Origin of the sequence: Cyanobium sp. NS01, assembly GCF_014280235.1 — a bacterium.
Taxonomy (GTDB): domain Bacteria; phylum Cyanobacteriota; class Cyanobacteriia; order PCC-6307; family Cyanobiaceae; genus NIES-981.
In genome coordinates, this window is record NZ_CP047940.1 from 1,648,297 (window position 1) to 1,671,868 (window position 23,572).

The 23,572-nt window shown below is 65.5% G+C and carries 23 protein-coding genes; 15 read left to right on the forward strand and 8 right to left on the reverse strand.

Translation table 11 applies throughout. The annotated features are described in order from the left end of the window. The first annotated feature begins 670 nt into the window (after window positions 1–670). The 3 genes from CyaNS01_RS08640 (at window position 671) to CyaNS01_RS08650 (ending at window position 2,617) form a co-directional block, all read left to right on the forward strand. Entirely contained in the window at window positions 671–1,129 is a 459-nt protein-coding gene (locus CyaNS01_RS08640) for a hypothetical protein (protein WP_186696731.1), read from the forward strand. 217 nt (window positions 1,130–1,346) lie between these two features. Then, entirely contained in the window at window positions 1,347–2,261 is a 915-nt protein-coding gene (locus CyaNS01_RS08645) for an ArdC family protein (protein WP_186696732.1), read from the forward strand. Window positions 2,262–2,467: 206 nt separating this feature from the next. Next, on the forward strand, window positions 2,468–2,617 hold the full coding sequence (locus CyaNS01_RS08650; protein ID WP_225875595.1) for a type II toxin-antitoxin system PrlF family antitoxin: 150 nt from the start codon (window positions 2,468–2,470) through the stop codon (window positions 2,615–2,617). 43 nt (window positions 2,618–2,660) lie between these two features. On the opposite strand, the gene CyaNS01_RS08655 is transcribed toward CyaNS01_RS08650, so the two are convergent. Next, window positions 2,661–3,775, reverse strand: a protein-coding gene (locus CyaNS01_RS08655) for an IS3 family transposase (protein ID WP_370561479.1) whose coding sequence is annotated in 2 segments (ribosomal slippage) — window positions 2,661–3,514 and window positions 3,514–3,775 — 1,116 coding nt in all. Because the reading frame shifts where the segments join, the coding sequence is not laid out codon by codon here. 74 nt (window positions 3,776–3,849) lie between these two features. Here CyaNS01_RS08655 and CyaNS01_RS08660 point away from each other — a divergent pair. The 4 genes from CyaNS01_RS08660 to CyaNS01_RS08675 all read left to right on the forward strand — a co-directional run bounded on the left by CyaNS01_RS08660 (window position 3,850) and on the right by CyaNS01_RS08675 (window position 7,050). Continuing rightward, window positions 3,850–4,068: a type II toxin-antitoxin system PrlF family antitoxin gene (locus CyaNS01_RS08660; RefSeq protein ID WP_186696734.1), complete on the forward strand. Its 219-nt coding sequence runs from the start codon at window positions 3,850–3,852 to the stop codon at window positions 4,066–4,068. Between the two features lie 2 nt (window positions 4,069–4,070). Next, window positions 4,071–4,574: a type II toxin-antitoxin system YhaV family toxin gene (locus CyaNS01_RS08665; protein WP_186696735.1), complete on the forward strand. Its 504-nt coding sequence runs from the start codon at window positions 4,071–4,073 to the stop codon at window positions 4,572–4,574. A 392-nt stretch (window positions 4,575–4,966) separates the two neighbouring features. Then, window positions 4,967–6,304 (forward strand): DUF6880 family protein, encoded by a 1,338-nt coding sequence (locus tag CyaNS01_RS08670; protein ID WP_186696736.1) that lies wholly within the window; start codon window positions 4,967–4,969, stop codon window positions 6,302–6,304. Between the two features lie 98 nt (window positions 6,305–6,402). Then, on the forward strand, window positions 6,403–7,050 hold the full coding sequence (locus tag CyaNS01_RS08675) for a hypothetical protein (protein WP_186696737.1): 648 nt from the start codon (window positions 6,403–6,405) through the stop codon (window positions 7,048–7,050). 62 nt (window positions 7,051–7,112) lie between these two features. Here CyaNS01_RS08675 and fetB read toward each other — a convergent pair whose 3' ends face one another. Both fetB and CyaNS01_RS08685 read right to left on the reverse strand, forming a co-directional pair. After that, window positions 7,113–7,925 carry an iron export ABC transporter permease subunit FetB gene (gene fetB / locus CyaNS01_RS08680; protein WP_186696738.1) on the reverse strand — a complete coding sequence of 271 codons (813 nt, stop codon included), beginning with the start codon at window positions 7,923–7,925 and terminating at the stop codon, window positions 7,113–7,115. Then, entirely contained in the window at window positions 7,922–8,572 is a 651-nt protein-coding gene (locus CyaNS01_RS08685; RefSeq protein ID WP_186696739.1) for an ATP-binding cassette domain-containing protein, read from the reverse strand. The genes fetB and CyaNS01_RS08685 overlap by 4 nt, the downstream gene beginning before the upstream one ends. A gap of 454 nt (window positions 8,573–9,026) precedes the next feature. Here CyaNS01_RS08685 and CyaNS01_RS08690 point away from each other — a divergent pair, with 454 nt between their 5' ends. Next, window positions 9,027–9,692 (forward strand): sterol desaturase family protein, encoded by a 666-nt coding sequence (locus CyaNS01_RS08690; RefSeq protein ID WP_228008962.1) that lies wholly within the window; start codon window positions 9,027–9,029, stop codon window positions 9,690–9,692. On the opposite strand, the gene CyaNS01_RS08695 is transcribed toward CyaNS01_RS08690, so the two are convergent. After that, window positions 9,689–10,660: a glutathione S-transferase family protein gene (locus CyaNS01_RS08695; RefSeq protein WP_186696741.1), complete on the reverse strand. Its 972-nt coding sequence runs from the start codon at window positions 10,658–10,660 to the stop codon at window positions 9,689–9,691. The genes CyaNS01_RS08690 and CyaNS01_RS08695 overlap by 4 nt on opposite strands. Window positions 10,661–10,766: 106 nt before the next feature. Between CyaNS01_RS08695 and CyaNS01_RS08700 the strand changes: the two genes are divergently transcribed. Then, a complete protein-coding gene (locus CyaNS01_RS08700) occupies window positions 10,767–11,009 on the forward strand; it encodes a chlorophyll a/b-binding protein (protein ID WP_186696742.1) in 243 nt (80 codons plus the stop codon). A gap of 141 nt (window positions 11,010–11,150) precedes the next feature. Here CyaNS01_RS08700 and CyaNS01_RS08705 read toward each other — a convergent pair whose 3' ends face one another. Then, window positions 11,151–12,443 (reverse strand): chloride channel protein, encoded by a 1,293-nt coding sequence (locus CyaNS01_RS08705; protein WP_186696743.1) that lies wholly within the window; start codon window positions 12,441–12,443, stop codon window positions 11,151–11,153. Between the two features lie 154 nt (window positions 12,444–12,597). Between CyaNS01_RS08705 and CyaNS01_RS08710 the strand changes: the two genes are divergently transcribed. Next, window positions 12,598–14,844 (forward strand): FdhF/YdeP family oxidoreductase, encoded by a 2,247-nt coding sequence (locus tag CyaNS01_RS08710; RefSeq protein WP_186696744.1) that lies wholly within the window; start codon window positions 12,598–12,600, stop codon window positions 14,842–14,844. Here the strand turns inward: CyaNS01_RS08710 and CyaNS01_RS08715 are convergent. The 3 genes from CyaNS01_RS08715 to CyaNS01_RS08725 all read right to left on the reverse strand — a co-directional run bounded on the left by CyaNS01_RS08715 (window position 14,831) and on the right by CyaNS01_RS08725 (window position 17,332). Then, window positions 14,831–15,391 (reverse strand): phosphate-starvation-inducible PsiE family protein, encoded by a 561-nt coding sequence (locus tag CyaNS01_RS08715; RefSeq protein ID WP_186696745.1) that lies wholly within the window; start codon window positions 15,389–15,391, stop codon window positions 14,831–14,833. The genes CyaNS01_RS08710 and CyaNS01_RS08715 overlap by 14 nt on opposite strands. A gap of 182 nt (window positions 15,392–15,573) precedes the next feature. Continuing rightward, window positions 15,574–16,524, reverse strand: coding sequence for a hypothetical protein (locus tag CyaNS01_RS08720; RefSeq protein ID WP_186696746.1), 951 nt, complete (start codon window positions 16,522–16,524; stop codon window positions 15,574–15,576). A 16-nt stretch (window positions 16,525–16,540) separates the two neighbouring features. Beyond that, complete coding sequence (locus CyaNS01_RS08725; protein ID WP_225875596.1) at window positions 16,541–17,332, reverse strand: prohibitin family protein; 792 nt, start codon at window positions 17,330–17,332, stop codon at window positions 16,541–16,543. 832 nt (window positions 17,333–18,164) lie between these two features. Between CyaNS01_RS08725 and CyaNS01_RS08730 the strand changes: the two genes are divergently transcribed. From CyaNS01_RS08730 to CyaNS01_RS08750, 5 genes are all read left to right on the forward strand, one after another. Beyond that, window positions 18,165–18,581 carry an Hsp20/alpha crystallin family protein gene (locus CyaNS01_RS08730; protein WP_186696748.1) on the forward strand — a complete coding sequence of 139 codons (417 nt, stop codon included), beginning with the start codon at window positions 18,165–18,167 and terminating at the stop codon, window positions 18,579–18,581. Between the two features lie 654 nt (window positions 18,582–19,235). Continuing rightward, entirely contained in the window at window positions 19,236–19,898 is a 663-nt protein-coding gene (locus tag CyaNS01_RS08735; RefSeq protein WP_222934177.1) for a DUF1349 domain-containing protein, read from the forward strand. A 108-nt stretch (window positions 19,899–20,006) separates the two neighbouring features. Continuing rightward, window positions 20,007–20,684, forward strand: a complete 678-nt coding sequence (locus CyaNS01_RS08740; RefSeq protein WP_186696749.1) for a TIGR02117 family protein — start codon at window positions 20,007–20,009, stop codon at window positions 20,682–20,684. 76 nt (window positions 20,685–20,760) lie between these two features. Then, window positions 20,761–21,735, forward strand: a complete 975-nt coding sequence (locus tag CyaNS01_RS08745; RefSeq protein WP_186696750.1) for a hypothetical protein — start codon at window positions 20,761–20,763, stop codon at window positions 21,733–21,735. Continuing rightward, on the forward strand, window positions 21,736–23,556 hold the full coding sequence (locus CyaNS01_RS08750) for a hypothetical protein (protein WP_186696751.1): 1,821 nt from the start codon (window positions 21,736–21,738) through the stop codon (window positions 23,554–23,556). Window positions 23,557–23,572 lie beyond the last annotated feature (16 nt).

A 23,572-nucleotide genomic window follows, 5' to 3' on the forward strand; every position in this document is an offset into this window, starting at 1 on the left:
GCTCACCGATGGCCAGTGCGGCTGCAATGGCCCGATCGAGTGAAAGTCCCTCGCTATGGGCAGCGTGGATCGCCAGAACCGTCTCTCGGATCGCATCGGCCTGGTCATGGGCCCATTCGATGGGCAACAGAACCTGATGACGACCGCCGGCGCCATCGACCGTGAGGCGCGTACGCCCTCGCAGATCGGAAACGCGCCAGCCGCTGCTCGTGCCTCGCTGGGTGAGGGAGAGGCGCAGGCCGGAGCGGAGCACAGAAGCCCAGGCATCTGAGGCTCTAGAAGCTCCCATGTGAGCAAATATGTGAGCAAATATGTGAGCAAATCGACCCCCTCAGCTTGGCACGGGCTGCCGTGGGCTGCCATCCCCTTGCACGGCAAACAGCAGTGACAGCAGTGCTTTTCGGCCCAGACTCCAGTCCTGGCAATCGATCCCTCAAACCCGTAAAAGAGAGTTTTGGGAGCACTAGGTCGCAGGTTCGAATCCTGTCGCCCCGATTGATTGTTCAGCGGTTGGGCCCACCCCGGTGGCACAGGGGCTGGACAGAAGTCCCGCCACCTGACTGGGGGCTTACCGGCAAAGGAATGGAGATCCGAAACCGGCCATGGCGAGAGCTGTCCACCTCGGGCGGGGTGAGATCAAGCTGAGCGAGGACGCGCTGATCGAACTTTCATGGGAGTGTTACGACCCGGAGACGGCACCTATGGCATGACATCCGGAGAAGACCACAGCCACCGCCCTTCCTTGCGCGGTCCGCGCCCGCGGCGGCCGCTGCTGGCGTTGCCGGCGCTGCTGCTGGCCTGGACGGCACTGCAGCTGGGCCGTTCAGCCCTGGCCTCCCCCATCAACATGATCTGCTCGTTAGCGCCGTCCTCGGTGGGGGGCCTGGGGACCCTCGTTGATTTCAACCTCCGCGAAGGCTCTGCCAGTGGTTCGTCGTTCTGGCCGCTCAGCGGCCAGCGCCGAACAGTGCAGGCCAGGGTTGGCAGTGGACAGATTCAAATCCTGCAGCCCGGCAGCCAAGTGGTGCTGTTCAGCATCGATCGCCTCAGCGGCAGAATCGCCACCCCAGCCGGTGAGCAGGGACGCTGCACGAACGCCGGCTACGTGCGGGTGGATCGGGCCATTTAGAAGCGTGCCGCTCAAGGGCTGGCGCAAGCCGGTCCGCGGCAGGAGATGGGACACCTGGGGCATTGGTTTCTGTGAGCGCTGCGGCCGGCCCTTGACGCTGGCCGCGCTGGCGCTTGCGGTCCTGCGCTTGCCACCCGTGGCTGTTGTTTCCACATCACGATCCACCACCACACCGAAAGGCACTCCCGGCCCCAAGCTCTCGCCAGAAGAGAAGCTGGTGGCCTCCCTGGTCGCCCTGCTGGAGGCGGGCACCACCCCCTGGCGGCGCGAGTGGGATGCCGCCGCTGGCGGGCACCACGTGAATCTGCTCTCCGGCCGTCGCTACCGCGGTGCCAATCCGGTGCTGCTCACCCTGGGCATGCATCTGCGGGCTTCAGCGCTGCCCTATTGGTGCGGCTTTGCCGAAGCCAAGGCGCTGGGGATCTTCCCCCGCAAGGGGAGCAAAGCCGTGCACGTGCTGCGGCCCCAGGTGCATCAGCGGGGAGAAGGCCAGCTGGCCGAGGCTGATCCGGCCGATGCGGCTGGCCGCCGCTGGGTGAGCTACCGGCCGGTGGCGGTCTTCAATGCCGCCGATCTGGAGGGCGAGGCGCTGGAGGGGCTCCTCCAGAAGCGCCGCCAGGCCGAGGGGGTGATCCAGCGGCCCGAGCCCGAGCGGCTGGCGGCGGCTGAGACCGTCCTCAGCCGCTGGCCGGTGCCGGTGCGCCATGGCGGCGATCGGGCCTGCTATCTGCCGGGGCCGGATCGCATCCAGCTGCCGGATCGCTCGGCCTTCCATTCAGCGGCGGCCCTCTATGCCACCTGGGCCCATGAGGCGATCCACTCCTCCGGCCACAGCTCCCGGCTGGCCCGGGATCTCTCCGGCGGCATGGGCGAGGGCGGCGATGGCGGCAGGGCCTATGCCCGTGAGGAGCTGGTGGCCGAGCTGGGGGCGGTGCTGCTGGGCGATCGGCTCGAGATCGGCAGTGCCATGGCCAATCACGCCGCCTATCTGGGCCACTGGGTCGAGCTGCTGCGCGAATCGCCCCGGGTGCTGCTGCAGGTGCTCAGCGATGCCAGGAAGGCCGCCGATCTGATCTGCCCCGAGGGGTCAGAAGTGCCCAGCCCCACGACGCTTCAGCGGATAAGGCCCTGATCCGGGCGGCCAATCAGCAGCAGCCGCTCCGGCACCCTTCCTGGCGACATTTGTCCAAGTCGGGCACCAGGGGCCTGCCCGCCGATTCGTTCGCGCTGGCCCGCCGCCCTCCCATCCCCAAGGCAATGCACATGCATTCCCGTTAAGGAGCAACCGTTGGGTCTCCAATGGCCGCTCTCTCTTCTCCCACTGTTGAAGCCTCGAGCGTGGGCTCACCACCGGAGGAGGTGGAATCGGCCCTGACGGATCGCTATCAGACCACCGTGCCGAAGCCGGTGCGCAAGGCCCTTGGGCTTCGCAAGCGCGACCGGATCCGCTACGCCTTTCGCTCCAATGGTGAGGTGGTGCTGACGTGACCCCCTTTATCGGTCCAGGGCTTATGAGAGTGGGTGGTTGTGGTCATGCTGCAGCTCCCTGTTGAGCTGCCTCCAGGGGCGTACGCCCCTGGAGGGCCGAGTGCGGCCTGAGTGAGTTGTACTCCCAGCGCCAACGATCGGCCAGGATCTGCGCCTCGGGGGCTGTTGTGAACAGCTCGGTGTTGAGGAACTCATCCCGGAACCGGCCGTTGAACGACTCGGCGAATCCGTTCTCCCACGGGGATCCTGGCTCGATGTAGGCCGTGCTGGTAGTGCTGCTGGCCTCGCACCAGTCCCGTAGGGCCTGGGCAATGAACTCCGGCCCGTTGTCCGATCGGATGTACGCCGGTGCTGGGTAGAGGCTGGTGAGTTCCTCCAGCACGGCCACCACGTCCTTGGCCTTGCAGCGCCTGCCCACCCGGATCGCCAGGCAGAGGCGGCTGTGCTCATCGATCACGTTCAGGAACTTGAGCCTGCGCCCATCAGCGGTGGCGTCGAACTGGAAGTCCATGGCCCACACCTGGTGGGGATGCTCAGCCCGATGACGCCGCACCGAGCCGTCCGCGGGCCGTGCCCGCTTTCGCTTCCTGGGAGTGGGCCGCTGCAGCCCCTCCTCGCGCCAGAGCCGTTGCACCCGTTTGTGGTTCACGGTCCAGCCCTCCCGCCGCAGCAGGCGGTAGGCCATCCGGCGGCCCCAACGGATGTGGTCCGCGGCGATCTCGCGGAGACGCTGCCGGAGCTTGGCCTCCTCGATCGAGACGACCTTGCCGCCATGGCGCTGGGTGCTGCGGTGCTGGCCCACCACCCGGCAGGCCAGGCGTTCAGAGGCCCGGTAACGCTCCTGCAGGACCGTGACGGCCCTGCGGCGACGCTCCGGGCTCAGAAGTTTCCCTCGGCGAGGTCCTTGAGCATGGCCTTCTCCAACTCTGCTTCCGCCAAAAGCTTCTTGAGCCGGGCGTTCTCCTTCTCCAGCTGGGTCAGCCGTCTGGCCTCCTCGGCCTGCATGCCCCCGTACTGCTGCCTCCAGCGGTGGTAGGTCGGTTGCGTCACCTCGATGACGCGGCAGACGTCGGCGACGGTTTTTCCCTGGGCGATCAACTGCTCGGCCGTCTTGAGCTTGCGGATGATCTGCTCGGCTGTGTGCCTGGTGCGTTTCATGGTCGAGTCCCCGGCCCAGTTTGGCCGGCTGAAGACTCTCATTCACCCTGGACCGGTTTCCGGGGTCCACATCAGTGCTGCAGCGCGTCAGCCCGGCGGTAGAAGTCGACGATCCGGCGTTGGCCCCCTTTCTGGCCCTGCTGAAGCAGGACATCAGCCAGCATCCAGAGCGCTTGCGGCCCATCACCGCTGATCTGGTCAGCCGCTTGCAGGATCTGGTGGGTGCCATCGATGTAGACATCGATCAAGTGCTTCCCGACGACGACGACATCGCCAGCGACGAGCCCGCCTGACGGTGGGCACCGCTGCAGGATCGCCCGCGGTGATCAACGGGTGGAGGGTCTATGCGCACCCGTTGTTTCTCGATCAGCTGGAGTCGTTGCTCGCAGATGTGGAGAAGCTACGCCGCAAAGACCCGCCGGGATACGGCAGCAAGAACGCCAGCAACCGCCTTGCGGCCATCGCCCGCCTGATGCTCCAGAACATTCCCCGGGATCCCAGCCGCAAGGAGTACCAGCAGGGATCCACGCTCGGGGCTGAGCATCGCCACTGGCGACGGGCCAGGTTCTTTCAGCAATACCACTTGTTCTTCCATTTTCACACCCGCTCACGGCTGATCGTGCTGGGCTGGGTGAACGACACCGGCACCAAACGCGCCTACGGCAGCAAGACCGATGCCTATCAGGTGTTCCAGTCCATGCTGACCAGCGGCCATCCGCCAGATGACTGGGAGGAGCTCTTGCAAGAAGCGGGGCAGGCCACCGGGGGTTTGCAGCAACTCACGGATCAGCTGCCTTGAGCTGAAGCGGAAATTGGCATGCTGGCTGCCACCTCCTCAGCTGGTATCCGTTTGCCGTTCTGCCGGCCTATCGAACCAGAAGGTGCGTTCTGCAAACCAGCAGAAGACAACATCAACGCACCCAGAGCCTGCTGAAGCCAGCGGCATCTCCAGTACTGCACCATTCCAGCCTGGCGTAGCTTTCAGCCTCTAAATTTGGACAGAGCGCGGCCAAGCAGGCGCCTCGGGCGCAGTCCAACCCACTCACCACTCCACCGATCGCCTGCGCCAGGCCGGCCTGCAGGATGATGACCGGATCGAGATCGTCGTTGGGCCCAACAGCAGGCTGAGCGTGGAGCCTGGGCAGCAGCTGGATCGCGCCTGTTTCTGAACCCCCGCCCTGCCGTAGTCCAGTGGCCAGCAAGCGCACCCTCAAGGCCAGCAACCTGGAAGCCCTGGGGGCTGCCGTCCTGGCGGAGCTGCTGATCGAGGTGAGCGGTGGCAACGCCGTGATCCAGAGGCGGCTGCGGCTGGCCCTGGCCGCCGCCGAGGGGAGCGCCGCCGCCGCTCAGGACGTGCGCAAACGTCTGAGCGCCATGGATCGGGCCAGCAGCTTGGTGGACTCGCGCAGGCGCAAGGCCCTGGTGAGTGAGCTGGAAGCTCAGCTCCAGGCGATCAGCGGCCCGATCGCAACCGCTGACCCGAAGCTGGCCTGCGATCTCCTGCTCCGTTTGCTGGAACTCGCCGAAGGGGTGCTGCAGCGCTGCACAGGCAACACCAGCACGGTGGTCGCCGTGTTCGAGCGGGCCGCCAAGCAGCTCGGGCCGCTGGCCCAGGCCGCCCAGCTGCAGCCGGAAGCCCTGGTGGAGCAGGTTGCCGAGCTGCTGGCCGAGAACGGCCATGAGCAGTTCGATGCGCTGGTGCCGGCACTCACCGAGGCCCTTGGCAAAAGGGGCCTGAAGCTGCTGGAGAGCAGTTGCCGCCAGCGTGGCAGCCGCGACGGCGACACACACCTGCTCCAGATCGCTCTGGCCCGGGGGGATGTGGAGGGCTACCTGGCCCAGTTCGATGCTGAGGATCTGCGCTGGCGCGACATCGCCGCCGGCGTGGCCCAGCAGCTGCTGAGGTGCGAGCGGGCGGAGCAAGCCCTGCAGATTCTCGATGCAGCCACGGAAGAGGTCGCAGATCTCGAGGAGTCGGCGTGGCACGACAGCCGCATCGCCGTGCTTGAGGCCCTCAATCGCCGGGCGGAAGCCCAGGAGATGCGCTGGCAGTGGTTCAGCCACAGCCTCTCGATCCCCCACCTGCGCGAGTACCTGCAGCGCCTGAACGACTTTGAGGATGTGGAGGCGGAGGAGCGGGCCCTGCAGCTGGCCGGGCAGCATCCGGAGAGCCTGCGGGGGCTGCAGTTCCTGGTGGCATGGCCGGCCATCTCCCGCGCAGCCCGCCATGTATTGGCTCATGCACGCGAGTGGGATGGGGAGGCTTACACGATTCACTGCGCCGCCGCCGAGCGCCTAGGTGCACAGCATCCCCTCGCGGCCACGCTGCTGCTACGGCCGCTGGTGGTGTTCGCGCTGGAGATGGGCCGCAACAAGCGCTACCGCTACGCCGCCGAGCAGCTGCGCAGCTGCGACCAGCTGGCGGCCCACATCGACTACTGGCAGGGGCACCCAGACCACGCCACCTACGTCGAGAGCCTTCATGACAGGTTCGGAGGAACCTGGCAGTTCTGGGAAAGGCTGGAGTGATGGAGAGGTCAAAGGCGATGATTTGCAGACTCAGCACGACACGCAGCACAACACCCACCACGCGTCTTCACCGAAAGCGGAGCAACGAGATCTTGTCCATGTCGCTGCAGCTGTTCCGCCAGTTCCGATGCCTCGCCTGCCAGGCTTCGATCTTCGCCCTGGCCCTGGCGCCGCTGCTGGCGACGGCAGCACCCAACGGCACATGGCTGTCGCAGCCCCAGATCTGGTATTACAGCTCCACCAACAGGATGGGCGAGCTGATGGCTCGGATTCGAGCCGTGCGCTATCGCGTGGTCTTTCTCGACTACCGCAAGGTCTCTGATGCCACGCAACAGCAGGTAGCCCGGGAGGCCCGCCAGCAGGGATTGATGCCGGTGGTGTGGGTTCAATCGCCCCAATACCGCTCCCTGAGCGTGCCCGACCTGTTGCATGAAGCACGCCACGGCGATGGCATTCAGGTGGATGATCACTTTTTTGCGAATTACACGCTCTACGATTTCTATCGGCTTCGCCAGCTCTACACCAAACCGATCTTCTGCAGCATCCAGCCCTTCCAGGTTGGCCTGGTGCCTCCCAGGGGATGCAATCAGCTCGATGTTCAATGCTACACAGCCCAGACGTTCCAGCAATGCGTCAAAACGGCCGACCGACTGGGCGCCGTTGTGAGCTTGTCAGAGCAAAACACCCTGGGCTATCAGAACAGCATCGGCACGCGCTACTTCAATACGTTTTTGTGGCCGGGCTGATTTGTGGCCGGGCTGACTCTGCCGAGACTCCATCGCCAGAACTCAGGCGCCGCCATCGCCCTCTAATCGCCCACCGTCACCAGCCGGTCGAGGCGCAACTGGTGCTCCGGGCTGGTGAGCCGCCCATAGGCCAGGGCGACGACGCCAAACACGCCCAGGGCCGTGGCAGAAGCCACCATGAACAGGATCACAATCTGGTAGCGCACGGCCGCTGCGGGCGCCGCTCCCTGGAGAATCTGGCCGGTCATCATCCCCGGCAGACTCACCAGCCCCATCACCATCATGGAATTGATCGTGGGAATCATCGCCACGCGGATGGCATCACGCACCACCTCCTGACAGGCCTCCCAGCGCGTGGCACCAAGGGCCAGGGCCGTCTCCACCCGATCGCGCCCGCTGCCCAGGCCCTCCATGAAGCGATCGAGGCCGAGGGAGATGCCGTTGAGCGCATTGCCCAGCACCATGCCCAGCAGGGGAATCAGGTACTGGGGGTTGTACCAGGGCTGGGGTTGGATCAGCCCCGCCACCGCCAGCCCCGTGACCAGGGCCGAGGCCGCCAGCACCGACAGCAGGCTGTTGAGATAGATCCCCACGAAGCGGCGCCGGGTGCGCTGCACCGCCGAGATCCCGGCGATCATCGCCATCGCCGCCCCCAGCAGCACGATCAGCGGGGCATTGTCCTGGCGAAACAGCCACTCGAGCACCGAGCCCACCAGCAGCAACTGCACCACCATCCGCACGGAGGCCACCAGCAGGCTGCGAGCCAGGCCCAGGCGCAGCGCCAGCGACAGGCCCACATTCACCAGGATCAGCAGGGCCGACAGCGCCAGACGGCCATCGCTGATCGCCAGGGCTCCGGCCTCCGATGGGGTCATGGCTGCAGCTCCAGGGTGCGGGTCGCCAGGCGCTGAACCTGGTCGCCGTCATGGCTGGTGAACAGCAGCGCCCGGGGGCCTGCGGCCAGCCAGCTGATCAGCAGGGTCTCGACGGCGTTGGTGGTGGTGCCATCGAGGGAGGCCGTGGGTTCATCCAGCAGCAACACGCTGGGGTCGAACTGCAGGGCCCGCAGCAGCGCCAACAGCTGCAGCTCGCCGCCAGAGAGCCTCTCGGCGTCGTAATTCAGAAAGGAAGGATCGCGGCCCAGGGCCGCCAACCAGGAGGTGATGCGCCCGGGCCTCCAGCCAGCCTGGCGCCGCCGCTCATGAAAACGCCAGGGGCTGCGCAGGTTGGCCTCCACCGTGCCCGCGTGGGCGACAGGCCGCTGGGCGAGGTAGAGCACCAGCGAACGCCAGCGGGGCAGTCCCCAGCCCTGCGGCGATCGCCCCTGCAGGCGGATCGAGCCTGCCTGAAGCGGATCCAGCAGGGCCATCGCTCGCAGCAACAGCGTCTTGCCCGCCCCAGAAGGCCCCAGCAGCCCCAGGCGCTCGCCGGCGGCCAGCTCCAGATCCAGCCGGCTCCAGAGCCGTCGATCGCCCAGCTGGCGCTGTAGCCCTTCGGCGCGCAGGAGCAGAGGACAGTCCACGGCGGAGAGCGGATTCAGAGCCCAGTCTGCTCAGACCCGGCCCGGCTTAACCAAGGCTGTGATAGGCCCACCTCCGCGCTGCCATCGTGAGGCCCTGAAGTGCAATCGCAATCGCCGTATCGCGACCAACCGACAGCATCCTGAGGAAAACATCAGGAGCAGAGCGGGGACCGTCCAAGGCCAAGGGTGGCACCGTGCAACGGCTTCATGGATGTCAGGACCAGCGCTACACCAGCCCGACGTTGAGTCCAAAGACACCTGTGCCTCAGTGGTCGCAGGACAGCTCAAAAACCAAAAACCCACCTAGGATGGTCAGGGCTCGAGGAAGGGGAAATAGGACACCATGACCACGCCACTGAGCCAAGCAGAAGCCCTCACAGCACGCCTCGCTGATCACTCTCTGGTCTTTTACGGATTCAGCATCTTTGCCATCATTCTGATTCGTTATTTCGTGATGGCCGGTGTCTCCTGGTGGCTGCTGTACGCGCGCTCCGAGCAGGTCGGCGATGGAATCCGCCGTGACATTTACCTCTCTGTGCTCTCGGCCGGCGTGTTTGCCCTGGCGACGGCGGGGTTGATCACACTGCAGACCATGGGGCTCACCCGGCTCTATAGCCAACCGCAGCAGTACGGCTGGTGGTATCTCGGGCTCAGCTATGGCGCCGTGCTGATCCTGCAGGACGCCTTCTTCTACGCCAGCCACCGGCTCTTCCATCACCCCGCCCTCTACCCCTGGTTCCACCAGGGCCATCACCGCAGCCGCCAGCCCACCCCCTGGACGTCCTTTGCCTTTGACCCCCTGGAAGCGGCCGTTCAGGCGCTGTTTCTGGTGGCGGTGGTGATGCTGCTGCCCCTGCACCCGGTGACGCTGCTGGCGGTGCTCACCACCATGACCATCTGGGCGATCGTGAACCACCTCGGCCTCGATCACCTGCCGTTGCGCTTTCCGCACCACTGGCTGGGGCGCTGGCTGATCGGCCCGGCCCACCACTCGATCCACCACCGTCGCCAGGGCTTGCACTACGGGCTCTACTTCACCCTGTGGGACAGGGTCTTCGGCACCGAAGACGCCACCTACGCCCAGCGGCTTCAGGCCAGGGGCGGGGCGATCCTCCCCTAGCCGCGCCCGTGGGGCTCCAGCCAATCCAGATCAGGCCCCAGGGGCACCACCCCGGTGGGATTGATGGTGGCGTGGCTCTGGTAATAGTGGCGCTTGATGTGATTGAAATTCACCGTTTCGGCCACCCCCGGCACTTGATAGAGCTCACGGCTGTAGGCCCAGAGCTGGGGATAGTCCACCAGCCGCCGCAGGTTGCACTTGAAGTGACCCACATACACCGGATCAAAGCGAAGCAGGGTGGTGAACAGGCGCCAGTCCGCCTCGGTGATCACCTCCCCCACGAGATAGCGCTGGCCTGAAAGACGCTGCTCCAGCTGATCCAACAGGGCGAACAGGAGCTGCAGGGCTTCTTCATAGGCCTGCTGGGTGGTGGCGAAACCACAGCGATACACGCCGTTATTCACCTGCCGGTACACCTGATCATTGATGGCATCAATCTCCTGCCGCAGTGAGTGGGGATAGAAATCACCCGGCAGGGCACCGAGCTGATCAAAGCTGGAGTTGAACATCCGAATGATTTCAGATGATTCATTGCTCACGATCGTGCGCTGCTGCTTGTCCCACAGCACGGGAACGGTGACCCTGCCGCTATAGCTGGAATCAGCCAGGGTGTAGAGCTGGTGCAGCACCTGGGCCCCCTCATTCGGGTCGCCCACCACGCCCTCGCCTGGGTTGAAGGTCCAGCCCTGATCCCCCATGAACCAGTGCACCACCGACACAGGAATGAGCGTCTCGAGACCCTTGAGGGCACGGACGATCAGGGTGCGGTGGGCCCAGGGGCAGGCCAGCGACACATAGAGGTGGTAGCGGCCTGGCTCGGCCTCAAAACCGGCCTGGCCGGAGGGGCCGGCCTGGCCATCGGGGGTGATCCAGTGGCGGAACGCCGCGCGGGAACGCTCGAAGCGCCCGCCGCTCTGGCTCGTGTCGTACCACTGGTCGCGCCACACACCCTCCACCAACAGGCCCATCGGAGTGCCGTCGCTGGGTCGACCGTAATGGACCCCTCCAGCCGGCCAAGGGGACGGCCCATGAGAACAGCGTGTTACGTTTCGTTGCATTGCTTTACGAAACGCCATGACCTCCAGTTCCGCCGGCCAGCGCCCCGCATCCCTTGACAGCCAGGAGCTGCAGCAACGGCACCTCGAGCAGCTGCAGAACGCCGAGCGCTTCAACGGCCGGGCCGCCATGGTGGGGCTGGTGATCGGCGTGGTGGTGGAAGGGCTCACCGGCTTCGGCATCGCCCACCAGATCGGCCTCGGCGCCCTGGTGGATGGCTATGCGGCCTGCAGGACCAACCTGCTGCCCTTCTGCTTCTGAGCCCCGCCCACCTGCTCCACCGTGATCCTCACCCTCGCCATCGAGCTGGCCTCCACCGTGCTGGGGCTGCCCCTGCGCCAGATCGGGCTGGCCCTGGGCTTTGCCCGGGTGCTGGTGCCCATCGCCTGAACGGTTGCCGGCTCAGGGGGCGCGGAAGGCTGCCCTCTGCGCCTCGTTCCAGCTGGGGCCGCCCAGCCAGCGGCCCAGGGCGGCGGCAATCGCCGAGGCCGTGAGCAGCCAGGGCAGCAGGGCCCCATTGCCCTGAAGGGTGAACACGAACAGGGCGCAGAACAGCGGTGTGCGGCAGGCGCCGCTGAACAGGGCGGCGGCCGCCACCCCCGCCAGGGCCGCCTGTTGCTGCGGCGGCAGACCGCCCAGCCAGGGCGTCACCAGCACGGCCCCGAGGCTCATCGAATCGTGCATGAGGCCGCCGGGGGCTCCGATGGCGATGCTCAGCAGTGGCCCAAGCAACCTCGGCAGGCCCCCCCACCATGCCGTTGTGGGGGCACCGGCCAGGGCAGGTCCCAGCACCAGCGAGCCGTCGTTGAGGCTGAGGCCACCGCTGAGCACGGCCAGCAGTGCCAGGGCCAGCACAACGCCAAGGCCGCTGAGCCAGGCGGAGCGGCCCCGCAGCTGCCGGGCCAGCTCTCCCGCCAGGGGAAGCAGCAGCCGCACCAGCAGCACCCCCAGCAACGCTGTGATCACGGTGATCAGCAGCGCCAGCGGCAGCAGACGGAACTCCAGAGCCGCCCCCATCCCCTCCGCCAGCCGGGCCGGCTGGCCCAGCCGTGAATTGAGCGCGCCGCCGATGCCGGCGAGGATCAGGGTGGGCACCACCAGCGGCAGGCCATGCACGGCGCTGAGTTCTTCCAGGGCATAGGCGGCCCCCAGCAGTGGCGAGCGAAACGCCGCCCCGAGGCCGGCGCCGCCGCCGATGGCGGCCAGCAGGGCCAGGGGCACCTGGCGCAGCAAGGGCAAGCGCTGGCGCAGGGCCAGCAGCGTCGAGGCCCCCAGGGCCGCAGAGGGCGATTCCGTTCCCACGCTGAGGCCGGCCAGATGGGTGAGGGCCACCAGCGGCAGGCGTGCCAGCTGATGCTTCAGATCAAGGCTGGCGCTGGCCCTTTGGCGCTCCTCCTCCCCGACGGCGTCCTGCAGCACCAGCACGCCGGTGATGCCGCCGCCGCGGCCGGCCGCCAGCGGCCCCCAGGCCAGGGGCAGGAACAGACCTGTGCCCAACAGCGGCAGCAACAGCAGCCAGGGCCGCTGCGCCAGCCCTCCGCCACTCCAGAGCTGCTGCAAACGAAAGCCCAGCTCCGAGAGCCACTGGTAGGGAAGCTCCACCAGGCCGATCACACCACCCGCCAGCAGCAGAGTCAGCGACCAGGCCAGCGCAGCGCGCAGGCTCTGGGCAGGGGAGCGGCGAGGGCCGGTCATCGGCTGCTGGAGGGCACGGCGATCATGCCGTTGGGGCGGCTGAACGCCTAGGGGATGTGTCGATCCAACGCGCTGGAGGTTCCGGCAGCCACAGGGCCAGCCTGCCCGCAGCGGCGCGCGCCATGCTGAATCCATTGGCACCAGAGGCAATGTCGTGAAGACAGACGAGCCCGGGTCCCCCAGCGTCGGCGGCGGTTGGCCGGTGATCGACGGCTGGGCCAGGGCCACCCTCTCGCCGAAGGGCCCCCTGCTCTGGCAGACCCTGCTGCACAAGAGCGCCTGCCTCTCCTGCGCCTGGGGCACCGGCGGCCAGAACGGCGGCTTCCGCGACGAGCTGGGCGAACCCCTGCAGCGCTGCCTCAAGAGCGTGGAGGCGATCAGCGCCGAACTGCAGCCGGCGGTGCCCGAGGCCGTGTTCGGCCAGCGCAGCCTTCGGGAGCTGCAACAGCTCAGCTCCCTGGAGGCCGACCGCCTCGGCCGCCTCAGCCACCCCTTGATCCTGCGCGAGGGCCGCAGCCACTACGAACGGCTCGGCTGGGACGACGTGTTCGAGCTGGCGGAGGCCGCCTTCCGCCGCCCGCCGGAACGGGTGGCCTCCTACAGCTCGGGCCGCTCCTCCAACGAGGCCGCCTACCTGCTGCAGCTGCTGCTGCGGGCCTGGGGCTCCAACAACCTGGCCGACTGCTCCGACCTCTGCCACGCCCCCTCCACCGTGGGGCTGGCCGAGGTGTTCGGCTCGGGCACCTCGATGGTGAGCCTGGAGAGCCTGCAGCAGGCCGACTGTGTGGTGCTGGTGGGCTCCAACGCGCCGGCCAACCACCCGCGGCTGATGAATGAGCTGATCCGGCTGCGGGAGCGGGGCGGCTCGGTGCTGGTGATCAACCCGGTGCTGGAGGTGGGACTGCTCAAGTTCGGCTCGCCCGCCTTTCCGATCAAGTCGATGCTGCGGGGGTCGGAGATCGCCTCGCTGTTCCTGCAACCGGTGCCGGGCAGCGACACGGCGGTGTTCCTGGGCATCCAGAAGGCGTTGCTGGAGGCCGGCTCGATCCAGTGGGACTTCCTCAAGGCCCACACCGAGAACTGGCAGGCGGTGCTGGAGCCGCTGCAGGCCACCTCCTGGGAGGCGATCTGCGCCTGCTGCGGCCTCAGCCGCGAGGAGATCGAGCAGGCCGCCGCCATGATCAGCCGCGCCCGAGGCGTGGTGTTCGCCTGGGCGATGGGCATCACCCACCACGTGAACGGCACCGCCAATGTGCAGGCGATCGCCAACACCGCCCTGCTGAGCGGCAATGCCGGCCGGCCCGGGGCGGGCACGATGCCGATCCGGGGCCACTCCAACGTGCAGGGCTTCGGCTCGATGGGGGTGTCGGTGAAGCTGCGGGCGGCGATGCAGGAGGCCCTCGAAGCCCTGCTGGGGCGCCCCCTCAGCCGGGTGCCCGGCTACGACACCCGCGCCCTGATCGAAGCCGCCGACAGCGGGGCCGTGGACACGCTGCTCTGCCTGGGGGGCAACCTCTGGGGCGCCAATCCCGATTCGCAGCAGGCCCGCCGCGCCCTGGGCCGCATCGACACGGTGATGTATCTGGCCACCAAGCCCAACCAGGGCCATTTCCATGGTCTCGCCGCCCAGACCACCCTGCTGCTGCCGGTGTTCAACCGCTTCGAAACGCCGCACCGCACCACCACCGAGTCGGGCAACAACTTCGTGCGGCTGAACGAACCCGGCAGCACCCACCTCAAGCAGGCCGATCTGATCAGCGAGGTGGGTTTCCTGGCAGAGCTGGCCCGGCGGCTGATGGGCAGTGAGCCCGTGGACTGGGGCCGTCTGCAGGATCCCGCCTACATCCGCGAGCTGATCGCCCGCACCGTGCCGGGCTACGGCCCGATCGCCGCCATCGACTCCACCAACAGGGAATTCAGCGTGGAGGGGCGGGTGTTCGACAGGCCCCACTTCCCCACCCCCTCAGGGCGGGCGCGGATGCGGCCCACGCCCCTGCCGGCGCTGTCGTTGCCGGGGCCCGATCACTTCGGGGGCCTGGCCCCTCGCGAGAAGGGCCTGGTGCTGGCCTTGATCACCGCCCGCAGCTACTCCCAGCACAACACCGTGGTGTACAAACCCGGCGATGCCTACCGGGGCATGCCCCACCGCAACACCATCCTGATGAACCGGGTCGACCTGGCCCGCGCAGGCCTGGAGGCCCACCAGCGGGTGACGGTGCAGGGGGAGGCCGGCAGCCTGGAAGCCGTGGAGATCATTCCCGGCGAGATCCGCGAGGGGGCGGCGCTGATGTTCTACCCGGAGGTGAACGTGCTGATGACCCCCCGGGTGGATCCCCGCTCGGGCACCCCGGCCTTCAAGCGGGTGCCCGTGCTGGTGCGGGCTGGGGTCAGTGGGCCTTGAGCTCGGCCTTGAAGCGGGCCGACACCTTGGACTCTGGATCCACCCCCTCAAAGGTGGCGGGCAGCCAGACGCGCACCACCATCAGCACCGCCATGGTGATCAGGAAGAGGCACACCGCAAGAATCTGGTGCCAGTCGGTTTCGAGCACGCCATTCACGATCACTTCCCGCAGCACCGACACGATCGCAATCTCCACCGACACCCCGATCGACACCCGCTGTTCCTGCAGATAGATGATCAGCAGGCGGAATAACTCCACCAGGATCAGGATGAACAGGATGTCTGCCGTGATGGCGTGGAACTGGGGTTCCTGCAACAGAGAGGAGAACAGCACCTTCATCTGCAGCACCATCACACAGAAGATGCCCACGCACAGGGTGATGGCGATCAGGTCCTGAACCGCCTCCAGCGATTGCACGATCTGAACGCGGCGCAACTGCTGATGCCAGGCCAATCGGACCTGGGGTTCCGGGGCAACAGGGGAGCTGGGCTTGACGGCGGCGGTGGGTGGTCGTTCGGCGGGGAGCTGGGCGGTACTGCTGGTCATCACTGAATCAGCTCAGAGAACGGAACATCCGCGGCCCGCGCTGAGGCGGAGAGGCGAACGCCCTGGAGTTGGTGACGGAACGTTAACCGGCAGTTTTCTTATGGGTCAATGAATTTCTGATCAGTTCTGATGATCGCAGTGATGGCCATGCCCGGCACCAGCCGTGCCCCGAAAGGCCGGGATCAGGCCAGCGGCCTTGGCCTGGGCGGCTGGGCCTGGCGGGACGGCCAGCCGCCACTGGCCAGCATCACGCCTCCCACCACGACGCCCGTGCCGAGCAGCACCGTCGGCCCCGCGGCCTCCCCCAGCAGGGCTGCCGCACTGAGCACCGCCACAGCGATCGTCAGGGATCCCACGATCGCCACGCGGGCCACGCTGAAGTGCTGGTAACAGAGGCGCAGGCTCCACTCACTGCCCAGCACCAGGGTGATGGCGTAGAGGCCGATCACCCCCGCCACCCACCAGAGCTGCAGGTGCATGAAGTGCTCCGGCCCATACAGCACCAGGCCCAGCACCAGAAACAGCAGGGCCGCCACCAGGGAGGGCAGGCCGGTGGTGAGGCCGATCCCCAGGCCCTCGCAGCCGAGCCGGCGGGCCGTCACGGCGCTGCAGGAGAAGCCGACCACCCCCGCCAGGCCCCAGCCCAGCCCAGCCAGACGGCCGCTGGCCATCGGCATGCCCGAGCCCAGGGAGGCCAGGGCCAGGCCAGCGGCAATCAGACCACTGGTGAGCCAGAAGCGGCGCGGCAGCGGTTCACCCAGCCACAGCAGGGACAGCAGCGCCGAAGCCGGCAGCACCAGGCTGAACAGCAGCGTCTTCTCGATCACCGCCAGGGCCTCGATCGCCACGTAACTGCCGAACGGCCCCACCAGGCTCCCGGCCAGCATGTCCAGCCCCAGCCAGCGCAGTTGCCCCGGGCTCAGCCGGGGCAACTGGCGGCGGATCGCCCGCCGGTCGATGGCCACGCTGCTCACCCCCACCACCACCAGGGCGAAGAAAAAGAGGTTGCAGGCACTGATCGGGTTGGCGCCGTCGATCGGATGGGCGGCGCCCTGCAGCTGCAGACCACGCACCACCGTGCTCTCCAGGCCCTTGAGCACCACGTAGGCCAAAAGGGCCAGCAGGCCGGTCATGAGCGCTGCTCCGCCCTCAGCGACGGCCGTTGACGATCACTGAGGGGCTGCCGCCCGCCAGTCCCGGCAGGGCGGGCACCACGGAGGTCTGGCCGTCCCACTTGTCGAGGAAGAGTTTGTAGAGCACCTGGTCATCGAGGCTCTGGTTGAGGATCTCGTAGCGCTTGGCCTCCTGGTCGGCGATCTTCACTTCCGTCTGGGCGCGCAGCAGTTGCTGTTCAGCGATCTGCTTCTGCTCGATCGCAGCCCGGTATTCCTCGGCGATCTGCAGACCGGTGAGGTCAAGGCCCTGCACGATCACGTAGTTGAACTTGCTGAGTTCCCCGGCCACCTTGTCCTGAACCAGCTCGGAGATGCTGTTCCACTCGGTGGCGATCGTCACCAGTTCGTACTGGGAAAACACTGATTTCAGCGCCTTGAGCAGCGAAGGCTGGATCACCCGGGCATAGATCTGGGAGTTGTCGGTGGCGATCGTCTCAAAGATCCGTCCCGCCTCGACGGGCTTCACGGCGTACTTCACGGTGGCCGTGGCCTCGATCACCTGCAGGTCTTTGGTGAGGGTGGAGAACTGCTCAGGGCGCACCTGGGTGCGCACGTCGAAAAAGGAGATGGCCTGCACCAGGGGAACCTTGAAATTGGCTCCGGGATTGCGCTGTCCACCGGTCACCTTGCCCAGGGTGGTGACCACCGCCACGGTGCCCGCCGGAACGATGAAGATGGTCTGGCTCACCAGGATCAGCAGGGCCAGAGCCCCCGCGATGATCAGCTGAAAGGCCGAGCCGAGCCCCCCTCCACCGGCTGGACGCATGGAACCTTGCATGAAGACGGAGTGCCGGGTGAGCCCAGACCCTAGACAGATGGGCTGCAGGGCCAGCGAGCGGCTGCGGCCGGGAGCGTGGAGGGCTGGCAGCCAGGACGCCAGGATCCTGGGCTGAGGTCAGGGCCGGGTTGAAAACCTTCTTGATGAAGGACTATGGCCGCCGGTGAAGACCCATGACGGCTGCGGGGGCTCAATGGACAGCACCTGCACACCTGAACCAAGCTCAACCCATCGGGATTCGGAGGCTCCACCGATGGAAGACACCCCCCCGCAGCAGACAGCAGGAGCGCGCTGACGATCCGGCCCCTGCTCCAACACTCTCAACGGATCACCGACGTTCCAGGCCTGTCGCAGGCTGAAGGGCCGTGAAGCTGTCTTCGCAGTCTCACTCCCTCCACCCCCAGCCTTCGCCATCCACCGCATCGCTCACCGGACCTGTCCTCGACCATGTCCCCAGGTGCCCCGGATCCCAACGGAATGTCCCCTTGGACACCTGGCCCCAGGTGCCAGCGCCAGCAGCTCCGCCAAACCAACACGCTGCCACTGCGATCGGAAGGTCTGCGGTGGCAGCAGCCCAGGCCCGGAGCTCCCCTCCGGGCTTTGTTGTTGCTCAGAATGATGGCCTGATCAAGCCGTGGAAGGGCCCGGCAAGACGCCATGATTCGGTTCTCCACCCGCAGCCTGGGGGTGAACCGACTGTTGTCGTGGGGGCCGAATCAGATCGTTCGGTTCACCCCATCCCAGCATCGGCCCAGCTGGGCGATGGTTGTTGCACGGGGGCGATGAGACCCCGCACACCAGCAACTTCGCCACCAGAACCATGCTCAATCTGCGCACCACTTCTCCCTTTGAACTGTTCGATCGGCTCGATGAACAGCTCTCCCAGCAACGTCAGGAGGCCGGGCGTGTGCCCGCCGCTGAAGTGCATGACACCGCCGAGGCCTATACGATCAGCCTGGAACTCCCTGGGGTTGACCGCAACGCCATCGATGTGAAGGCCACCGAGCGCACCCTGCAGATCAGTGCCGAACGCCGCTCCACGCTGGACTCGGCGGCCCAGACGCAGCGGCAACCCCTGATCAGCGAGTTCCGCTACGGCACCTGGAGCCGCAGCTTCCGCTTCGCAAACCCGATTGATCCCCAGCGGATCAGTGCCGTGTACCGCGACGGCGTGCTCACCGTGACGGCGCCCAAGGCCCCGCAACACACCAGCGTGTCGGTGAAAGTGGAGGGTTGACTGCCCGAGACTTCCCCATAGCCCCAGGCAGCAAGAGCCGGGATCTGCAACAGGTCTGAGAACACTGAGCCCCCGGTTGGTCCCGGGGGCTTTTCGTGCCGGGCGCTGGGAGCCAGGTCATGCGACCAACGCCAAGGGAGCACTTGGTGGCTTCGAGGCATCAGGCCCCAGCCTGTGTCAATGGCCATGGTGTGCGAATCGGGTGGGGCATTGCGACATTCGGTGAGTGCATCTGCTGAAACCCAAAGATCGCCTGGCAGACAGCACCACTGGAAGGATCAAGAACGATTCGATGCTGGCGCCGTGGTTGACATCCAAGTCGACTGATGCCAACCGCTGATCAACTCGATCAAGAAGACTTCGTGCAGTACAAAGGCCGGCTAGAAGCTATTCCGAGCGGTGCCAGCAAGCAACAGTGATGATCCTGTTGAGATCCACCTGCAGGATAAGTTTGAAACCAAAGAGGTCGTGCTTCTGATCAGCTCGGTGACCTAGACTGGCAGCTAACCAGCCTCCCCAAGAAGTTGTCCCTTTGCGGATCCGAACACTCACTGCCATGGCCCACTTCCATACCATTGTCTGCTTCCACGCCCCTGTCTGCTTCCACGCCCCTGTCTGCTTTCCGAATTCAGCGATCGGGGCCTGAATCACCTGTTGCAGTCCCTCAGTAGCGGCCTCATGCTGGACCTGGATTTGGCTTCAGGAGAATGGATGAACATGCCAAAACAATACACAGTGACACACGCCAGCGTCGGGATCACGACGGAGCCCAACACAGACTTGTGGCAGAGGACTTACTATGGTTTCAGAAATAATAATGCCCCAGCGCTGCTCTTCAAGTCCAATCAGAATTTCACATTCACATCCAAAGCAAACTTTCAATACCGACAACAATTTGATCAATGCGGCTTGATTGTCTATATCAATCAAGATCATTGGTTCAAATCTTCCATTGAATACGAGAACGCCAACTTTTCCAGGGTTGGCTGTGTTGTCACCAACCATGGCTATTCGGACTGGTCAACAGCAGACATCAGCAGTCTTTCCGAGATCTGGTATCGCCTTAGTCGCCGAGGCCCGGATTTCTTGATCGAATACTCACTAAATGGAAGCAGCTTTACTCAAATGCGGATTTTTCACTTGCATTCACTAGGCCAAACAACAGAAGCAATGGACGGAGTCAACCCACCCTTACAAGCCGAGAACAACATCAGATTTGGCCTTTATGCCTGTAGCCCAGGCAACTCAGCATTCAGGGCGGAGTTTAGGCAGTTTACGCTTAAATCATGCACCTGGACAGCACATTATGCGTTGTGAATAGAATGAAGCCAGGTCTAAAGTACGCTTGGAGGAAAGCCCACACCCAATCGCCGCCAGCAGTGGATTTCACGTCAATTAAGCGGTGCATGGTGATCACCTAGCACCATGAAACTGACGGGTATTCTGTTGGCAGCGGTAGCGGTCACGGCCTGCACGGAAGGCCCTTCCTTGGTGCAACTCGCACAGGAGCCCGCTGATACCGTGCGGTCGTATCCCGTGTATGTGGTGAATCATGGCTGGCATGCTGGCCTGATCATTCCAGCAAGTCATCTGAATGAGGCCATTCCTGAACTCGGGAAGCGCTTCGGTTCCACCTTCTACTATGAGATCGGCTGGGGAGATAGAGAGTTTTACCAAGCACCGGCCCCCTCGGCCGAACTAGCCGCTCAGGCCATCGTTCGCTCAACAGGATCTGTGCTGCATATTGCAGCAGTTCCAGGCTCTCCAACGCGATATTTTCAACCGATGGAGGTTGTCAACACATGTCTCACCAAAGAGCAGGTTGAGTCACTCGTCACCTATGTGTCGAACAGTTTTGCCCGCGACCACCGCGGCAACGTGATGCAGCTGAGCCAGGGCCTCTACGGCAATAGCCAGTTCTATGCCGGGCAGGGAAACTACTCCTTGCTGAACACATGTAACACATGGATTTCAGGAGGGCTGAAGAGTGCTGGAATCGATCTATCACCACCACTCACCCTGACATCCGGAAGTGTGATGCGTTCCATTCGAGCACTTCGACAGCGCTGTACTTCAAGGCCCAATCCTGAAGACCATGGGTAGTGAGTATGTTTGCTGATCGCTTTGCGACAGTATCCGATTACTCTCCTCAGAAATCGTTCTGCATTCAGATTTCGGCATGCCCCCTTCCACCAGCCCTGCCCAGGCTCCAGCTGCCGGCTCACCGCTGGAGTTGCCAGACCTGGTGTATCCGCCCCTTCCCTGGGGCTTTCAGAAGGCCGCTCCGAAAACCTCCCTCAGTCCCGCCCTCGCCCGTACGGCACGCCCCCTGGTGCTCAACCTGGTGGAGTTGATCCACTGGGCCTCCTTCCCCCTGGGTTTCTGGATCCTCGCCTACATTTTCGTGCATGCCGACGTGATCGCCACCCACGTGGATGGCGATCTGATGCGAGTGTTCTGGCTGCAACTGGGCATGGCCTGCCAGGTGTTCGGCGGCGGCATCAGCGGCATCCTGATGCACGAGTATGAAGGCTGGCAGATCACTCCCTTCCGCAACATTCTCGGCCTTCAGCAGAACGCGCCATCCCAGGATGTGGCCCAGGTGCTGGTGCCGAATTTCAACAATGCCTGGCTGCGGGCAGTGGCCTACCAGATGTTGTTCAGCTTCCAGACCGCCGGGCTCGGCTTCTTCAGCCTCGGCGTGTTTGGTGCCCAGCCCGTGCCCTTGCTGCTGGTGTTCGGGGGCATCGCCATTGCCCTTCTGGGTCCTTCGGAACCGCGCACAAGGTTTTTCCGCGTCGTCGACGGGGAAGCGCGGCCGGTGCTGCCGCTCTCCTGGTCATTGCTGATCGTGTTTGCACTCAATGCGCTCGCCAATCTGATCGCCTGCCACCACTTCTTTGGCCCCACCATCGCCGAGGCCTGGCCCCCCACCCTGCTGCCCTGGCTCGCCGCCGTGGTGCCGGCCTGGCTGGTGCCCTGGCTGGCTCTGCTGGCCCCCCTCACGGTGGCCGCCGGAGGCGCCTACGAAGGCTGGGTGGCCGAATCTTCCTTCAACCAATGGCAACACTTCATTGCCTTTGTGCTGCTCACGCTGGGGTTGGGATTGTATGGCCTCTTCTATTGGCACATGGTCAACGTGGGGGTGCATTGAGTGATCAACCGCTTGTTCTGGCTCGGATCACCACTGGTCGCGGCCCTGCTGGCCCTCACCCTGCTGCTGGCCTGGCTGTTTCCCCCGGCCGCCTGGTGGAGCGGTGGGCTGTTGCTGCTGATGGGCCTCATTCTGCTCGCCTATCGCCTCGGGTGGAACGGGGAGCCGCTGGTGCTGGAACCCACCGAGGCCACCGGGCCGGAGCTCGCGGTGGTGTTCATCCAGGGGGAAGGGATCCCGCCCGAGCGCTACCGCCCCGTAGCCGAAGCGATCCAGCGCCACTGCGCCTCGCGGCGACTCTGGGTGGCGTTGCCGCGCTTCCTCGGCGACTCGCCCATTCCGCGTGAAACCCCACTGGTGGTGGCCCAGGCCCGCCGCGCGCTGGAGCAGCGCGGCATGGCGGCCGGCAGCCCCTGTCTGTTCGTCGCCCACTCGGTGGGGGGCATCGCCATTCAGAAATTCCTCAAGGCCTTCCCCGAGCAGGGGATCGGCCAGGTGTTGATGGGGTCATTCCTGGGCCGCTGGAATCTCAGCGGGCTCGATGCCCAGGGCCGCACCCTGATCGACTACCCACGGCCCACCCTCACCCTGGCCGGCACGCTCGATGGGCTGGCCCGGATCAGCCGCTTCGCCGTGGCGACCTGGCTGCAACGTATCAACGCCGCCCCTGAGACCCGGCCGGAACGGTTTCCCGTGGTGACGCTTGAGGGGGCGAGCCACATGCAGTTCGCCTCCGGCGAAGCTGTGCCCTACGTGAAGGCCTTCGATCTGGTGCCCACCGCCGAGACCGTGGCGGTGCATGAGCGCATCGGCCTGCTGGTGGCCGCCTTCCTGAACAACTGCCTGAACGAGGCGTCCGCAACCCCAAGCCCCGTGCTGGAGGATGCGGCAACGGAGAGCGCCGCCTGGCTGGCCCCTCTGATCGCGGCCCTGCAGATGGAGGGGTACAACGGCTTCAAGCCGGCCTGCTACGACACCGCAGAAACCAACAGCCGCACCGATCCCCGCTGCACGCCCTACTCCCCCTGGATTCAGGAGCACGCCAATCCGCTGATGGCCGGAGAGCCCGAAGCACCCGTGCGCTTTGGCCTCACAGCCCTCGACAGCTTCCACCGCAGCTACACCTACAACCCCTTCGCCACGCCTCCGGTCCACGTTCCCCAGATCCAGGCACACTGTGCGCCCCCAACCCCCTGCCAGGTGTCGGTCACCAGTGTCACCCAGGCCCTGTATAGCCTGTTCACGGTGCTGGACACCGGCTTCTTCCCGATCGCCGCCTTTTCGCTGCGCAGCAAACTGAACTCGCGCCAATCCTTCTGGAGCCATGGGGGCGTGCCGGATCCAGACTTCACCAGCACGGACGGGCCTTCCCGCGCCCAGCCGATCAACGAGGCCGTTTTCCGCTGGACCCTCGAGCAGAGTGATGAGCACAGCCGCCGCCGGTTCGAGAGCCTCGGCCAGCCGATGCTGATGCGGAGCGACACAGTGCGCCCGGCCATCGGTCCGCTGTGGATCTGGAGTTACCCCAGCTACCGCTATGAGCAGCAGCCCGAGGGGCTGGTGCTTGGGGTGAGCGCCACGGTGATGAAGACCCCGCTCGACAGCCTGATTGCGGCAGCCAGGGGCTTTCACTATTGTCAGCTGCTCTCACCGGCCGCCGCGATGGAATGGATCTACATTGATGGTCTGAGAAACAAGGCATCGCTTTCGGGCCGACTGTTCATCTACGGGCCGGTCGCGGGTTTCGACAAGGCCGCCGCCTACCTGGGCCGCTCCCTGGTCAACCAGACCCGCACGGCTTCACTGCTGCGGCGCCGCTGAGGCGATCCTCCTTTCC

Coding starts and splice junctions, on each gene's coding strand:
- CyaNS01_RS08640 (WP_186696731.1), top strand. CDS start 671: ATGGGAGTGTTACGACCCGGAGACGGCACCTATGGCATGACATCCGGA.
- CyaNS01_RS08675 (WP_186696737.1), top strand. CDS start 6,403: ATGTCGCTGCAGCTGTTCCGCCAGTTCCGATGCCTCGCCTGCCAGGCT.
- fetB (WP_186696738.1), bottom strand. CDS start 7,925: ATGACCCCATCGGAGGCCGGAGCCCTGGCGATCAGCGATGGCCGTCTG.
- CyaNS01_RS08690 (WP_228008962.1), top strand. CDS start 9,027: ATGGCCGGTGTCTCCTGGTGGCTGCTGTACGCGCGCTCCGAGCAGGTC.
- CyaNS01_RS08695 (WP_186696741.1), bottom strand. CDS start 10,660: ATGGGCCTGTTGGTGGAGGGTGTGTGGCGCGACCAGTGGTACGACACG.
- CyaNS01_RS08700 (WP_186696742.1), top strand. CDS start 10,767: ATGACCTCCAGTTCCGCCGGCCAGCGCCCCGCATCCCTTGACAGCCAG.
- CyaNS01_RS08705 (WP_186696743.1), bottom strand. CDS start 12,443: ATGACCGGCCCTCGCCGCTCCCCTGCCCAGAGCCTGCGCGCTGCGCTG.
- CyaNS01_RS08715 (WP_186696745.1), bottom strand. CDS start 15,391: ATGACCAGCAGTACCGCCCAGCTCCCCGCCGAACGACCACCCACCGCC.
- CyaNS01_RS08720 (WP_186696746.1), bottom strand. CDS start 16,524: ATGACCGGCCTGCTGGCCCTTTTGGCCTACGTGGTGCTCAAGGGCCTG.
- CyaNS01_RS08725 (WP_225875596.1), bottom strand. CDS start 17,332: ATGCGTCCAGCCGGTGGAGGGGGGCTCGGCTCGGCCTTTCAGCTGATC.
- CyaNS01_RS08730 (WP_186696748.1), top strand. CDS start 18,165: ATGCTCAATCTGCGCACCACTTCTCCCTTTGAACTGTTCGATCGGCTC.
- CyaNS01_RS08740 (WP_186696749.1), top strand. CDS start 20,007: ATGAAACTGACGGGTATTCTGTTGGCAGCGGTAGCGGTCACGGCCTGC.
- CyaNS01_RS08745 (WP_186696750.1), top strand. CDS start 20,761: ATGCCCCCTTCCACCAGCCCTGCCCAGGCTCCAGCTGCCGGCTCACCG.